The following is a 14,354-nucleotide window of genomic DNA, read 5'->3' on the forward strand; positions in this document are numbered from 1 at the left end:
AAAAATGTATCTTTAAGCTAGTACAAAGAAACAATATACCAGCAGGAGTTAATATGTCCATTGAGACACCCCAGAGTTTAAAGCGCCCTCCCATACTGGGTGGTGCAATGATAATTGCCGGTACTGCTGTCGGTGCAGGAATGTTCTCTACTCCCGTGGCAACTTCCGGTGTCTGGTTTACTGGCTCAATTATTCTGCTGGTTTACACATGGATGTGTATGTATTTTTCCGGCTTAATGATACTAGAAACCAACCTGAACTACCCATCAGGTGCAAGCTTCCATACCATGACTAAAGATTTACTCGGTAAAGGATGGAATGCCATCAATGGTATCTCTATTACATTCGTGCTTTATATATTAACCTACGCCTACATTTCAGCGGGTGGCTCAATTATTGCCCACAATTTTGAAAATATTATTTCGATATCACAGGCAAATGCTGGCTTTATTTTCGCTTTTATCGTTGCATTTATTGTCTGGTTATCGACTCAAGCTGTCGATCGTCTGAGCACAATTTTGATAGGCGGTATGGTGATTACTTTTTTTATGTCCGTTGGCGGCATGTTTACCGAAGTTAAATATGTCATCCTGTTTAATCAGACGGATGCTATATCAAACGACACAGCAACAAGTTATATGCCTTACGCTTTAGCCGCTTTGCCCTATTTACTCGTTTCATTCGGATATCATGGTAATATCCCAAGTTTAGTAAAATATTATCATAAAGATAGAAAAGCCGTTATTCGCAGCCTGTTATTAGGTACATTAATCGCATTAGCTATTTATATCCTGTGGCAATATGTCATTCAGGGAAATATTCCCCGCGAAGCATTCAAACAGATTATTGCTGATGGTGGGAATATCGGTGATTTATTGAAACACATGGATAATACAACAAACAGCAAAACCGTTCACCAGCTTCTAAATGCCTTCTCTTATATGGCATTAGCAAGTTCATTTCTTGGTGTCTCTTTAGGGCTATTTGATTACATAGCCGATTTCTTCGGTTTTAAAGATGACAACACCGGCCGGTTAAAATCAGCATTAGTGACATTTATTCCACCAACAGTGCTAGCTTTACTGGCCCCCAATGGTTTTCTGTATGCCATCGGCTTTGCCGGATTAGCTGCAACCATCTGGGCCGTTATTGTTCCAGCACTTATGGTGCGGGCAAGCCGTCGCCGCTTCCCTGATGCCAGTTATCGGGCACCAGGCGGGAAATTCCTTATCGGATTTATCATTCTGTTTGGCTTGATGAACGCGGTAGCTCATATCCTGGCCTCCTTTGATTTATTGCCCGTGTATCGCTGATATACCCGATATTCTTTCTACAAACCCCAACGTAAAAAAACGCTGGGGTTTTCTGATCCCCACTTGCCTAATTCCCTAACTGCGAGTAATTTTGTCGCCGATTATTCTCTCCCAGTTTTATGGAAGGTTACATATGGCTAAAGCCAACGAAATTAAACGCGGTATTGCCGTCAGTTATAATGGTAAGTTACTGCTGGTCAAAGATATTGATATTCAAGCACCAAGCGCCCGGGGAGCCAGTACACTATATAAAATGCGTTTTACCGATATCCGCACCGGGCAAAAAGTGGAAGAACGTTTCAAAGGCGATGATATCATTGATACAATTAGCCTAACTCGTCGCAGCGTTAATTTTTCCTATATTGATGGCGATGAATATGTCTTCATGGATGACGAAGATTTCACGCCTTATCATTTTAAAAAAGAACAAATCGAAGAAGAGTTGCTATTCATCCCTGAAGGTGGCCTGCCGGGTATGCAAGTGCTGACAATAGAGGGACAGGTTATTGCCCTTGAACTGCCGCAAACAGTCGATATGGCTATTGAAGAAACTACCCCCGGAATTAAAGGTGCCTCAGCCAGTGCGCGGACAAAACCTGCAAGAATGAGTACCGGGCTGATCGTTCAAGTACCTGAATATATCAGCAACGGTGAAAAAATCCGTATCCATATTGCAGAACGTCGCTATATGGGGCGTTGTGATTAATAATATTAGCTAATCCTAAGTTGCTCTGTATAAAACAGAGCAACTCATTTTCGATTATTTCATTAATTATCCGCTTTCCTTTATAATTTAGGCATAATTTGAATTTCCAAATAAAATGCAAGCGTAAATTCGCCATTAACTTTCATTAACATTGCTCAAAAATGAAAAATAAAATTCCAAATATTCTTCAATTAAGTACTGAAGAAATAATATTTAAGATTTCTCTTAATATCAATTATAAAAAATTGTAACAATCCCGATTTTCTTTTCTCCTTTTACCCATTTAATTTCTGTTACACCAATCTGGTGTGGTAAATAAAAATAAACATCATTTTGGAAATCCAATTTTCGTCGCTGGGTAATTTTATCTCCTTTTCGCCAGCAAGTGGTATCAGTCCAGTGATCATGCCAATCAAAACGACACGGTGATTCAACAATTGCACCTGAAAAGTGAATAACCCCTGTACCTGATCTTGTCTCTGACTCACTACTCACAACACCAGGAATCATCAGGAAAAAACAACCCACCATAACCCGGAACATAGGCATAAAACCCTCGCCATAAGACAGCATTATTTGCTGAGATCTCCAAATGTAAAATCAATCTGGAAATCGGAAAAATTTACGAGTCCATGCTATTGGTAACGGCTATTTTTGTTGTTTTTTCACTGTTTTTAACTTTTAAAACTGATTAAAATATTTACATCTTTTAACATGAAAATTATCAGAAGTATTTATTAATAAATTAAAAATTTATAACTTTAAATATCCCCACTACCACTCAATAAGAACGGCAAAATTGAGCATAAATATTTACCAAATCAAATAAGCATCTGAAGGAAAAAGTACAAAACAGATAAAAAATCACCAGAATAACTTATGATAAGAACTGGATTCATGGCATTATTACCTAACACTTGTTATATTAACCTACACCCTTCATCTTTCAAGTTGCTGCTTTGTTGGCTGCGTTCACTTACCCCAGTCACATAGTTATCTATGCTCCTGGGGATGCGTTCTCTTGCCGCCGCGCTGCAACTTGAAATCTATTGGGTATACATAATTATCAGCTTGATTATTACTGAATTTTATTTTTAACAAATAGATATCCTGTGACATACAGTTACCCATTTGCCATATTTACACTTAACCTGTTAGAGATCGCTTTATTTCTCTCCTGGTATTTACCAGTTTACTGAAGAATATTGGGAAGGTATTTACCCCTCCTGATTGCTCATAAGATCCACATAAATAACATAAATTAGCAACATTGCTAATCTCCCGTACTGAGAAATCTAATTTTTTGTAAATTATGCCATTAAATACTCGCCTTTTCCTGATTGTTTCTGTACTCTCGGTCTGAATAACATTTATTGTAAATATCGTTATAAAACGTGGCGTCCAGCGCGTTTTTGCACCAAGCGCGTTGTTTACTTATTGCTTTTTCTAACACCAGTCTTCGAAGCGTTTGATATTTTTCAATAATAGCGACCAACTTAAGGTAAGGATAGCAAGGGAAAACAAAAATAATGGTCAAGTCTCAACCGGTACTGAGATACATTACGCGGCTGATCCCCGCGCTGTTCGTAGCGATCACTTTATCCGCGTGCAGCTCGCCAGATTCTTCAAAGTTTCGCAATACACAAACTGATACGCATGCAGTAAACGGTAAGAACGGCTTCTTACTTCAAGCGTCTCAGGATGAATTCGAAGCACTGGTTCGTAATCTGGACATAAAATCCAAAATTCTTAGCCAATACAATGGCTGGAAAGGAGTTGCCTATCGACTCGGCGGCAACACTAAGCGTGGTATTGATTGTTCTGGCTTTGTTCAACGTACTTTCCGTGACCAGTTTGGCATGGAACTACCACGTTCAACACTTGAACAACAAAACATTGGCAAAAAAATCGACCGCTCAAAATTACGTCCTGGCGATCTGGTTTTGTTTAAGACGGGTGCCCGTACAAGGCATGTTGGTATCTATGTTGGCAATAACAAATTTATTCATGCCTCCACCAGCAACGGTGTGATTGTTTCCATGTTAAACAGCGCATACTGGAGCAAACGTTATTATGGTGGCCGCCGGGTCATCAACAATAGCGTAATGCCTCCTAACGGCTAAGAATTCTTTCCCTTGCGTACAAAAAAGCGCTTCCATCAGAGGAAGCGCTTTTCGCGTTTATATCAGAATGGGTAAAGAGCTGTTATCTTTTCAGCAATCGCAGCACCAAGTGTCTTCAAACGACACATAACCGCACTCTCGTCTTCACTATCAACAAACAAGCACGGTTGACCTTCCCACTCAATCACAGTACTTTCAATTTGCATATCAGCAAGTGATTGCTGTAATTTTTGCATAACATTCCATGCAGCCATATCTTCGTGGCTGAGTAACTTCAACCCCATCAGGCTACTTTTTACATTCACTTCATCAACTGGAAGTGGTTCAACTTTGATACCCGCAAAACCGGGTGACCACCTGTAACTTTGCGGTAGTCGATGTACCACCGAAAGCTGAATATTATTCACAAATTATTCCTACCTGAAAGAACATAGATACAAAAGTTAAAGTTAGCGACTATCTTCAGGTGTTCTACTCGCCAAAACCGAATAACTACCCCCAAAAAAAGGTAAACAAAAAGTTAAATTTGTGTTTATAGTATTACATTAATTTCAAACTTCACCTTAGAAAAAATGAGATCAATCTCGCATTTTGCATATATTTATACTTTTTTTAAAAAAACTCAACTTGTTTTCATGCAAAAAACCAACTGTATGTTTAACTATTGTTTACATATTTTATTTTTTCAACTCAACTCTTTAACATGAAAATCAAACAAGAACCACAAAAGCAAATAGATAACAATATGTTTTATAAGGAAAAAATAATAACAACCTAATGATAACGCCCTTGAATATTTTTTTATTTAACAAAAATACAACAACAAACTTATAATCACCATCAATACATTAACAATCAATCATTTTCACAGAAAAACAATTCGGAATTTCCTTGCATTTAAAGCTCAATCTCTCAGCCTAATTCGAATATAAAAATCAATAATGCGACATATAAAAAGTCATAAAAGAATAAAACAGCAATAACTTCATCCCTGAAGAATATAGATATCATCAAACCATTCAACACTAAAATATTTCTAATAATCGGGAGACAATCCAATAATCTCGCTGATAATATTAGTGTTCCTAATGAAAATTTTAGTAATACAGAAAATGCTTTTGATACCACATAGTTAATATCATTTCATTGTTTAATGGTAGATATTCGAATAACACAGTGTGGCACAATTCCCTAATCTAAATGGTTATTTAAAAAATTATATTAAATATCATTCTGTCAAGATGGAATATATACCCAATAGATTTCAAGTTGCAGCGCGGCGGCAAGTGAACGCAGCCAACAAAGCAGCAACTTGAAAGATGAAGGGTATATTGACGAAGACAGACATCATTATGTAATAAAATTATGCCTCAATGGCACGCACGACCTCTTTTTGCATATATAACAAACAGCGCAGCCAAAATAACACATAAAACCATCGAACCAACCATTGGCCAGGCACTGCGAGCAGGTGACATGGCAAGTAATACCCCAACCAAAGCACTAATCCCAAAACGAATGGTACCTGCCAGTGAAGATACTGTCCCTGCCATATGCGGGTAACCATCTAAAACCACCGCCATTACATTAGATGTAATCATAGCAATACCACAGACATAAGCTGCCACACCGATGACCAGAGAAATAAAACCAAAACCCAGTGCGGTAGACAATAACAGCCAGATCCCCATAATAAACTGCACACTTAAACCAAAATACATCATTCTCAACGCACCAAAGCGCTGTACATAACGACTATTTATTGTTGTCATCACAAACAGAAATACGATATTAAGCGCAAAATAATAACCAAATTTCTGCGGCGACACACCATTCAACTCAATATAAACAAACGGCCCGGCACTGAGAAAAGAAAACATTCCCGCAAACGAAAATCCGCTGGCAAGCATGTAACAAAACACACGGCGCTGACGGAATAACATAATAAACTGACTTATAGTTGTGCGAAGGTGAAACTTTTGTCTTTTCTCTTTCGGTAAAGTCTCTTTTATAAAGAAAGCAACAAGGAATACCCCAATAACAGCAGTGATCGCAATACTCCAGAAAATAGCATGCCATGTGAACCAAATCATCATCATGCCACCAAGAATTGGAGCAATTAATGGTGCAATGGTCATTACCAATATGACAAAAGACATACTGCGTGAAAATTCATCTTTCGTGAACATATCCCGCATCAAAGCATTAATAACAACACTCGCAGCGGCGGCGGAAAACCCATGCAAAAACCGCATATAAATAAAACCGTCAATATCCTTGGCTATTGTACACGCGGCTGAAGCCAGAGCAAACACCATAACACCACCCAGAATAACCGGCTTACGGCCCAAACTGTCAGCCATTGGGCCATATATCATCTGACCGATAGCAAAACCAAGAATATAACTGCTCAATGTCATCTGAACCCGCCCACTATCCACACCGAAATCTTCGGCAACGGTCGGCAAACTGGGCAAATACATGTCAATGGCAAGAGGCATTAACATAGAAAGCAGCCCAAGGATCAAAATCAACCCTAAATAGGATGATCGTTGTTGTTGCACGCGTATTACTCCAATAATTTAAAATGATTAACTAAAACTAAGAACCTGCCCCAGCAGGCATGATTGTTGCGGGCTACACTCGTGTGCGCTCAAAAGCTATCGCTCTTGGCTACAAAGAGCAGCAAATAAAATAGCGCTAACGGAATGGACGCTAAGATTGAGGAACATGAATACAGGCAATTTCTTGCTCAGTTAACGGTCGGTACTCCCCTGGTTCCAACTCAGGATCTAAGATAATTTCACCGATTCGCTCACGATGAAGCTCTGTTACCCGATTACCTACCGCTGCAAACATGCGTTTTACTTGATGGTAACGCCCTTCACTGATAGTCAGACGAACTAATTGAGGTGCCAGAATTTCCAGTTGAGCGGGTTTTGTCAGTGTTTTTTCACCATTGAGTTGGACACCCGCAAGAAATTTATCTGCTGTCCCTTCTGCAACAGGATATTCAAGTGTTACCAGATAGGTTTTTTCACAATGATGTTTTGGGGAAGTAATACGATGAGACCATTGACCATCATCAGTCAGCAAAACCAGCCCCGTGGTATCCATATCCAGCCTGCCAGCCGTGTGTAATTTATGCGCCGCAGGTTCATCAATAAAATAGAGAACCGTCGGATTTACCGGATCATCCGTGGAGCAGACATACCCCTGAGGTTTATTTAGCATAAAATAACGAAGCCCTTGCTGCTGTTCCAGTAATGAACCATCAAACATGACCTGTTGCTCTGGAGCTAATTTATAAGCTCCGGTTTTTACCATCTCATCATCAACAGTGATACGTCCCGCGCGCAACTCACGCCCCACTTCATTCCGGCTGATACCAAGCTGTTGTGACAGAAATTTATCCAATCGCATGGATGAAGACACCTGTATTAAATTAATTCAAAAATAAACGTGACCCTACTATCTTGGTCTTACAACGCAAAGCCACCAAAAAAAGATGATGTGAGATGAATTCAAAAGCTTTCGAAGCTAATCATAACCATGTTTACTATAAACAACAATTATCTATTTGTTATAACGGGTTATAGTTTCACTCAATCAGATGATTATCTTACCTTACTTCTATCCGCAGTAAATTGATAAGAAAAATGTTACTCTTCCGCAAATATTTTTCTGTTGTGGAACAAATATGACTTTCACGTTACGTCCCTATCAGCAAGAAGCCGTGGATGCCACAGTCAATCATTTCCGGCACCATCGTGAGCCCGCAGTCATTGTGTTACCAACCGGAGCAGGTAAAAGCCTGGTTATTGCTGAACTGGCAAAATTGGCTCGAGGGAGAGTCTTAGTATTGGCGCATGTAAAGGAATTAGTTGCACAGAATTACAGTAAATATTGCGCATACAGCTTACAAGCAGATATTTTCTCCGCGGGATTGCAGCAGAAGCAAAGTGCAGGAAAAGTGGTTTTTGGCAGCGTGCAATCTATCGCCCGTAATCTTGAGCATTTTAATAATCAATTCTCTTTGCTGATCATTGATGAGTGCCATCGTATCAGTGATGACGAAAACAGCCAGTACCAGCAAATTATTCATCACCTTCGGCAAAATAACCCACAACTCCGTATTCTTGGCTTAACCGCGACACCTTATAGGATGGCTATCGGCTGGATATATCAATATCACTACCACGGCCTGATCCGCGGTGATGAAAATAGTTTTTTCCGTGATTGCATATATGAATTGCCACTGCGCTATATGATTAAGCACAATTTCCTGGTCCCTCCGCAGCGACTGGATATGCCAGTTATGCAATATGATTTCAGCCAGGTCCGCTCCAGTCAGCAAGGTATTTCCAATGAAACAGATTTGAACCGTGAAATCAAACGACAAAAACGCGTCACACCTCATATTATCAGGCAGATCATTGAATATTCGGCTGACCGTAAAGGAATTATGCTTTTTGCTGCAACAGTCGAACATGCCAAAGAGATCTTTCAATTACTTCCTTCTGGCCAGGCCGCATTAGTCAGTGCCGATACATCAACCACCGATCGTGACCTGTTTATCGAAGCCTTTAAAGCTCAACAATTGCGTTACATGGTTAACGTTGCCGTATTAACTACCGGATTTGACGCGCCTCATGTCGATCTGATAGCCATCCTGCGCCCTACCGAATCCGTCAGCTTATATCAGCAGATTATTGGCCGTGGTTTAAGATTATTTCCGGGTAAAAAAGATTGCCTTATTCTCGACTACGCAGGAAATCCTCACGATCTTTACACACCGGAAGTGGGCAACAGTCGGCCAGATAAGCAGAGCCAACCGGTTCAGGTATTCTGCCCTATCTGTAACTTTGCCAATATATTTTGGGGCAAATGTACCTCCGACGGTGAAATTATCGAACATTTTGGACGCCGCTGTCAGGGCTGGGAAGATGATCAACATGGCAAACGTCGTCAATGCGATTTCCGCTTTCGTTTTAAACTCTGTCCCCATTGTGGTGTAGAAAATGACATTGCAGCGCGGCGTTGTCACCGTTGCCAAGAGGTGCTGGTCGATCCCGATGATATGCTGAAAGCGGCATTAAAACTCAAAGATGCCCTGGTACTGCGGTGCGGTGGTATGCAACTCATCCCTGGAACTGACAGTAAAGGAGAATGGCTGAAAATCATCTATTACGATGAAGATAGCGCTGATGCCTCTGAACGCTTCCGGCTTACAACCCCGGCCCAACGACGGCTCTTTGAGTACCAGTTTCTCCGTCAGCATCAACGTGCCCCGGCGGTACCTTTTAACTGGAAAACGGCTTCAGACATCGTTCATCAGCAACCTTTATTACGTCATCCCGATTTTGTCGTCGCCCGTAAAAAAGGTCAGTTCTGGCAGATTCGTGAAAAGATCTTTGATTACCAAGGACGCTTTCGTCGAGCAGATGAATTGTATTAATAGGCCCCAATTGACGTATTCCATTTGCTGTCACAACTATTTTTCGCTAGAATGCCGCCCGTTTAACGCCCGCGTTAAGCCAAATCTCGAACCTGCTGCTGGGTCGCCTGTAGCAGGATTTATTTTCTTCTTCAAAGAGAAAAAATAATGTTTACTATTAATGCAGAAGTACGTAAAGAGCAGGGCAAAGGTGCGAGCCGCCGCCTGCGCAGAGCTAACAAGTTCCCAGCTATCGTATATGGTGGCAACCAGGAGCCTGTTTCTATTGAGCTGGATCACGATCACGTTATCAATATGGAACACAAAGCAGAATTTTATAGCGAAGTTCTGACTCTGGTTATCGACGGTAAAGAAACTAAAGTTAAAGTGCAGGCTGTACAGCGCCATCCGTTTAAACCAAAACTGGCGCACATTGACTTCCTGCGTGCTTAATTAGCCACAGTCGAGCTTTTCGGGACGCCGAGTAAATAACGCCGCATTTGCGGCGTTATTTATTTCAGGTATCAGTGACCACCACTGCGCCGCTGTAATTGGTCACGTAAATTTGGTGGCGTGCCCTTAATTGTTAAAGTATCCGTTACCGGGTCCCAGAAAATTCTTTCGCCAAATAACATTGCATCGAAATTAATTGTCAATCCGCCACCGCTTCCGGCAAATTTAGTTAACTGACGCAATGTACTGCGATCCGCTGGAAAACACGCTTCCAATTCATATCCCTGTTCCTGAGAAAATTGCTGGAAATTCTGCTCGCCCAATGTTGGCAATTCTTGAGACAACTCCTTAATCTCAATTTCCTCTCCTGCCTGCAATTGTTCATTACAATAGCTGTAGACTTGCTGGCGATATGCCTGGCGCTCATTTTTATCAAGCTGACCTGACTCGCAATAATCATCAACGGCCTGTAACAGCCCCTTATTTTGAGCCTTAGCATTCATCCCTTCACTGGCAGCGAGAAAATCCATAAAGAAATCTGAAACCTTACGTCCTACCCGCCCTTTCAGGAATGTTAAATAACGGCTTGATTCAGGATTCGTTTCCCACTCAGTCAAATCTATACGAGCAACAATATCAGCATGAGGGATATCCAGATAATGCGTGGTATTTAGATCCAGATTATCGTTAACAGACATACTGTTACAGCTATTAAGTACCGCAATCAACAAATACTCTACCGCCAGATAACGATACTGACAGAACAGGACCGTCCCACCTTCGGCAAACGGATATTTTGCCAGTTCATCCCTCAGACGAGCCGTTGCTGCGCGACTGAACCCCAGAAAATCTTCATCACCTTTACGCTGATGTCTGAGCGCTTCCGCCAATTCACTCTCTTCATTAAACAGGCCGTAAGCTTTGCTTTTTGCGCTATATACACGGTGTAATTCAGCCATCATATCTTCCACCACCCGATCGGTGGAGAGCAGAGAATCACGCAGCACGACATCCAGCGTCTGCTCATCACGCTTGATTAATTGATGCAAGGCAATTTGGTCTATTTGCAGACTCATTCTTTCTACTCCTTCCGCCGCTTATTTCATTCGCATCTAACGGCGTATTCAAACACTGATAACCCACTGCTGCAATAAAAAACCCCGGGAAAAATAATGTTTCGCCATGTTCCATCAACTATTATTTACTGACAGATATCAGAAAATTGCTAAAGACGCGCTATTACTGCAACATAAAATCTTAACCGTGAATTAATTTGCCACAAAAGAGCAGAAAATCACGCACCTATACGGTAAGATAGTGTGCTTTGTTAGTTCAGGAAGTCTAAACTTATGCCACAGTCATCTCGTTATAGTGACGAACACGTTGAACGTTTATTAACAGAATTAGTCAGTGTTCTGGAAAAAAACCGTACGCCGACAGACCTTTCTCTGATGGTACTTGGCAATATGGTAACAAATTTAATCAATACGAGTGTATCTCCTGCCCAGCGCAGACATATTGCTGACTCGTTTGCACACGCGCTTAAATCTTCAGTAAACGAAGATAAAGCCCATTAATTTTTAACTAAGAGCCTATCCCAGTAGGAGTTATTGTTGCAGACAGTTTGAACACGGACAGCGCGCAGAAACCGGAGCGTACACATAGTACGTGAGGATTTCGAGCACTGCCCAGGTTCAAAATGGCAAATAAAATAGCCCTAATGGGATGGGCTCTAAGACCACAACGTAAACAAAATATGGTGACTAGCCGTCAGCGTTATCGAGAAAAAGTGTCCCAGATGATTAGCTGGGGGCATTGGTTTGCCTTGTTTAACATCCTGCTCAGTCTTGGATTAGGTAGCCGTTACCTATTTGTTTCTGACTGGCCGGGCTCGCTGCTCGGCCGTGTCTATGCTTTGACCAGTTGGCTTGGGCACTTTAGTTTTATTGTTTTTGCCGCTTATCTGCTGATTCTGTTTCCACTGACATTTATTGTCATGTCACAGCGCCTGCTAAGGTTTCTTTCGGCCATTTTCGCCACAGCCGGGCTGACACTGTTAATATTCGACATTACCATCTACCACCGTTTCCACCTTCACCTGACACCTTTAGTCTGGGATTTAGTTATCAATCCGGATCAAGGGGAACTGGCGCGGGACTGGCAACTTATGTTCATCTGTATTCCAGTCATTTTTCTGGTACAGATGTTATTTGGCACCTGGAGTTGGCAGAAACTACGCAGCCTGAGTCGGCAACGGATTGGCAAACCATTAGCTGCCGTCCTTATTTCTGCCTTTTTGGCTTCCCATATGATGTATATCTGGGCTGATGCTAATTTTTATCGTCCGATAACCATGCAACGCTCTAACCTGCCGCTCTCTTATCCAATGACAGCGCGTAAGTTTCTTGAAAAACATGGCCTGCTGGATCAGCAAGAATATCAGCGCCGCCTTATGCAACAGGGGGATCCTGCTGCATTAACAGTGGAATATCCACTTAATGATCTGACTTATCAGGATAAAGGCAGTGGATACAACCTATTGATACTGGTGGTTGATGGGCTGGATAATAAAGACATTACAGAGAATATGCCTGTACTCTCCCATTTCAGAGAAACCAGCGTTCAGTTCAATCAACATTTCAGTAATGGTATTCAAAATGATACCGCCCTATTCGGGCTATTTTATGGTATTTCTTCTGGCTATCTGGATGGAATACTTGCTGGACGTAAATCATCAGCACTGATTAATGCACTGACTCATCAGGGATATCAATTCGGCTTATTCTCCTCTACAGGATTTAATACTCCACTTTATCGTCAGGCATTACTTTCCGACTACTCATTGCCCACAGCGGTCAACCAAAGTAATCAACTTACGGTAACACAGTGGCAGCAATGGCTGAATTTACCCACTAACAACGCCCCGTGGTTCTCGCTCTTGAAAATGAGTGGACTGGATGAAACTGATGCAGAAGGTAATAGGGCAGCTCTAGATGTTCAAATTAGTGCTGTATTAGAGACGCTGAAAAACAAAAACGCGCTAAATAATACGGTCATTGTTATTACCGCCGCGCATAGTGAAATCGCCGCTGCACATCCACCAAAATGGATAAATAATGACAGATTTAATCGTGATCAAATGCATGTTCCTCTGCTTATTCATTGGCCTGGAACACCATCACAGACCATTGATAAACTGACAAGCCATCAGGATGTCATGACAACATTAATGCAACGTTTGTTACATGTCAGCAACTCTCCTGACGATTACTCTCAAGGCGAAGATCTGTTTACAGCGCAACGTAATAGCCCATGGATTATTACCGGTGATAATGGCTCTCTGATCATCACAACCAGTGAGAACACCCTGTTTCTGGATAAAAACGGTGATTATTCCTTATATGACCTTGAAGGCAACGAAGTCAAAGATGCTAAACCCAATCTGGCACAACTGTTACAGATACTCACAGAGGTTAAACATTTTATAGCTAATTAAATGCTTAAAAATCAATCGGTCATTAAATTTAGCACTTGCTTTAATTCATAAAATCAGTAGTATATTAAAAGTTATCGGCATGTAGCGCAGCTTGGTAGCGCACCGTCATGGGGTGTCGGGGGTCGTAGGTTCAAATCCTATCATGCCGACCAAATTTCCCTAGAAAAACCAACCTGTTAGGGTTGGTTTTTTTATACCTGGAATTTGCTTGGGGAAAAATTAGGGAAAAACTGGGGAAAAACCCCAACTCCATATCTGGCATTTATAACCACTTATAAATCTGCCTTTCTTACCTAAAAATATAAAATTATCTAATTAATATGGAAGTGTGTTTCGTTTTATTCACCGGCAAATACTTATACACAGTAGAAAGAGACGTATTGTAAATCAGTGATAGTTGTTTCCGCGTGTGACCTTTAGCTAGTAATCTTGCAGCTTGTTTCCTATCTTCAGCTGACAGTGACACCGGTCTGCCGCCAATTCTTCCCTGAGCGCGCGCAGCTATTAAACCTGCGTTTGTTCTTTCAACAATCAGTTCCCGCTCCATTTCGGCTAGTGCGCTCATCACATGAAAGAAGAATCTCCCCATAGCGGTACCGGTATCGATACTATCAGTGAGGCATATAAGCCGGTCACCCGGCTTTCGCATTTACTCTGCACCTATCTATTCTATGCTCAATACCGCTCACAATTTCACCTCATCACCACTTTTCAGACCAAACTTTCATTTTGGTCACTAATTGATGCACAGATAAATCTGATTTTGACGCTATGTACATGCTTAAGACTCTATCTGATTAAGATAGCTGTCTGTTTATGGGTTCTA

The 14,354-nt window shown here is 41.3% G+C and carries 13 protein-coding genes and 1 tRNA gene; 8 read left to right on the forward strand and 6 right to left on the reverse strand.

Annotated elements, in window-relative coordinates; genetic code table 11:
• Positions 1 to 53: 53 nt before the first annotated feature.
• Together mtr and yeiP are read left to right on the forward strand one after the other, a co-directional pair.
• Positions 54 to 1,313, forward strand: coding sequence for a tryptophan permease (mtr, locus tag LGZ99_RS18675; protein ID WP_023045334.1), 1,260 nt, complete (start codon positions 54 to 56; stop codon positions 1,311 to 1,313).
• Between the two features lie 133 nt (positions 1,314 to 1,446).
• A complete protein-coding gene (yeiP, locus tag LGZ99_RS18680; protein WP_023045335.1) occupies positions 1,447 to 2,019 on the forward strand; it encodes an elongation factor P-like protein YeiP in 573 nt (190 codons plus the stop codon).
• A 231-nt stretch (positions 2,020 to 2,250) separates the two neighbouring features.
• On the opposite strand, the gene LGZ99_RS18685 is transcribed toward yeiP, so the two are convergent.
• Positions 2,251 to 2,529, reverse strand: coding sequence for a YmdA family protein (locus LGZ99_RS18685; protein WP_262979426.1), 279 nt, complete (start codon positions 2,527 to 2,529; stop codon positions 2,251 to 2,253).
• Between the two features lie 1,019 nt (positions 2,530 to 3,548).
• Here LGZ99_RS18685 and mepS point away from each other — a divergent pair.
• Positions 3,549 to 4,142 (forward strand): bifunctional murein DD-endopeptidase/murein LD-carboxypeptidase, encoded by a 594-nt coding sequence (gene mepS / locus LGZ99_RS18690; RefSeq protein WP_021324548.1) that lies wholly within the window; start codon positions 3,549 to 3,551, stop codon positions 4,140 to 4,142.
• A gap of 62 nt (positions 4,143 to 4,204) precedes the next feature.
• On the opposite strand, the gene LGZ99_RS18695 is transcribed toward mepS, so the two are convergent.
• The 3 genes from LGZ99_RS18695 to rsuA all read right to left on the reverse strand — a co-directional run bounded on the left by LGZ99_RS18695 (position 4,205) and on the right by rsuA (position 7,565).
• Positions 4,205 to 4,549 (reverse strand): YejG family protein, encoded by a 345-nt coding sequence (locus LGZ99_RS18695; RefSeq protein WP_021324547.1) that lies wholly within the window; start codon positions 4,547 to 4,549, stop codon positions 4,205 to 4,207.
• 963 nt (positions 4,550 to 5,512) lie between these two features.
• On the reverse strand, positions 5,513 to 6,706 hold the full coding sequence (locus LGZ99_RS18700; protein WP_021324546.1) for a Bcr/CflA family multidrug efflux MFS transporter: 1,194 nt from the start codon (positions 6,704 to 6,706) through the stop codon (positions 5,513 to 5,515).
• 151 nt (positions 6,707 to 6,857) lie between these two features.
• Positions 6,858 to 7,565 carry a 16S rRNA pseudouridine(516) synthase RsuA gene (gene rsuA / locus LGZ99_RS18705; protein WP_036838683.1) on the reverse strand — a complete coding sequence of 236 codons (708 nt, stop codon included), beginning with the start codon at positions 7,563 to 7,565 and terminating at the stop codon, positions 6,858 to 6,860.
• A 277-nt stretch (positions 7,566 to 7,842) separates the two neighbouring features.
• Here rsuA and LGZ99_RS18710 point away from each other — a divergent pair, with 277 nt between their 5' ends.
• Both LGZ99_RS18710 and rplY read left to right on the forward strand, forming a co-directional pair.
• A complete protein-coding gene (locus LGZ99_RS18710) occupies positions 7,843 to 9,600 on the forward strand; it encodes a DNA repair helicase RadD (RefSeq protein ID WP_036838680.1) in 1,758 nt (585 codons plus the stop codon).
• A gap of 147 nt (positions 9,601 to 9,747) precedes the next feature.
• Complete coding sequence (rplY, locus tag LGZ99_RS18715) at positions 9,748 to 10,032, forward strand: 50S ribosomal protein L25 (protein WP_036838676.1); 285 nt, start codon at positions 9,748 to 9,750, stop codon at positions 10,030 to 10,032.
• A 71-nt stretch (positions 10,033 to 10,103) separates the two neighbouring features.
• Here the strand turns inward: rplY and yejK are convergent, their stop codons facing one another.
• The gene (gene yejK, locus LGZ99_RS18720; RefSeq protein ID WP_036838673.1) at positions 10,104 to 11,108 is read right to left on the reverse strand and encodes a nucleoid-associated protein YejK; all 1,005 of its coding nucleotides are present in this window, start codon (positions 11,106 to 11,108) and stop codon (positions 10,104 to 10,106) included.
• A gap of 273 nt (positions 11,109 to 11,381) precedes the next feature.
• Between yejK and LGZ99_RS18725 the strand changes: the two genes are divergently transcribed.
• From LGZ99_RS18725 to LGZ99_RS18735, 3 genes are all read left to right on the forward strand, one after another.
• Entirely contained in the window at positions 11,382 to 11,609 is a 228-nt protein-coding gene (locus LGZ99_RS18725; RefSeq protein WP_021324541.1) for a YejL family protein, read from the forward strand.
• A gap of 179 nt (positions 11,610 to 11,788) precedes the next feature.
• Complete coding sequence (gene yejM, locus LGZ99_RS18730) at positions 11,789 to 13,528, forward strand: LPS biosynthesis-modulating metalloenzyme YejM (protein ID WP_036838777.1); 1,740 nt, start codon at positions 11,789 to 11,791, stop codon at positions 13,526 to 13,528.
• Between the two features lie 75 nt (positions 13,529 to 13,603).
• Positions 13,604 to 13,680, forward strand: a tRNA-Pro gene (locus tag LGZ99_RS18735).
• A 155-nt stretch (positions 13,681 to 13,835) separates the two neighbouring features.
• Here the strand turns inward: LGZ99_RS18735 and LGZ99_RS18740 are convergent.
• The gene (locus LGZ99_RS18740) at positions 13,836 to 14,177 is read right to left on the reverse strand and encodes a recombinase family protein (protein ID WP_262979427.1); all 342 of its coding nucleotides are present in this window, start codon (positions 14,175 to 14,177) and stop codon (positions 13,836 to 13,838) included.
• Positions 14,178 to 14,354 lie beyond the last annotated feature (177 nt).

This window comes from Photorhabdus temperata, assembly GCF_025384845.1.
In the GTDB taxonomy this organism is placed as follows: Bacteria; Pseudomonadota; Gammaproteobacteria; order Enterobacterales; family Enterobacteriaceae; genus Photorhabdus; species Photorhabdus temperata.

Bases quoted from the DNA above. Each gene is read 5' to 3' on its own strand.
- rplY (WP_036838676.1), top strand. From the start codon at position 9,748: ATGTTTACTATTAATGCAGAAGTACGTAAAGAGCAGGGCAAAGGTGCG.
- mepS (WP_021324548.1), top strand. From the start codon at position 3,549: ATGGTCAAGTCTCAACCGGTACTGAGATACATTACGCGGCTGATCCCC.
- LGZ99_RS18685 (WP_262979426.1), bottom strand. From the start codon at position 2,529: ATGATTCCTGGTGTTGTGAGTAGTGAGTCAGAGACAAGATCAGGTACA.
- LGZ99_RS18710 (WP_036838680.1), top strand. From the start codon at position 7,843: ATGACTTTCACGTTACGTCCCTATCAGCAAGAAGCCGTGGATGCCACA.
- yejM (WP_036838777.1), top strand. From the start codon at position 11,789: ATGGTGACTAGCCGTCAGCGTTATCGAGAAAAAGTGTCCCAGATGATT.
- yejK (WP_036838673.1), bottom strand. From the start codon at position 11,108: ATGAGTCTGCAAATAGACCAAATTGCCTTGCATCAATTAATCAAGCGT.
- rsuA (WP_036838683.1), bottom strand. From the start codon at position 7,565: ATGCGATTGGATAAATTTCTGTCACAACAGCTTGGTATCAGCCGGAAT.
- LGZ99_RS18740 (WP_262979427.1), bottom strand. From the start codon at position 14,177: ATGCGAAAGCCGGGTGACCGGCTTATATGCCTCACTGATAGTATCGAT.
- yeiP (WP_023045335.1), top strand. From the start codon at position 1,447: ATGGCTAAAGCCAACGAAATTAAACGCGGTATTGCCGTCAGTTATAAT.
- mtr (WP_023045334.1), top strand. From the start codon at position 54: ATGTCCATTGAGACACCCCAGAGTTTAAAGCGCCCTCCCATACTGGGT.
- LGZ99_RS18725 (WP_021324541.1), top strand. From the start codon at position 11,382: ATGCCACAGTCATCTCGTTATAGTGACGAACACGTTGAACGTTTATTA.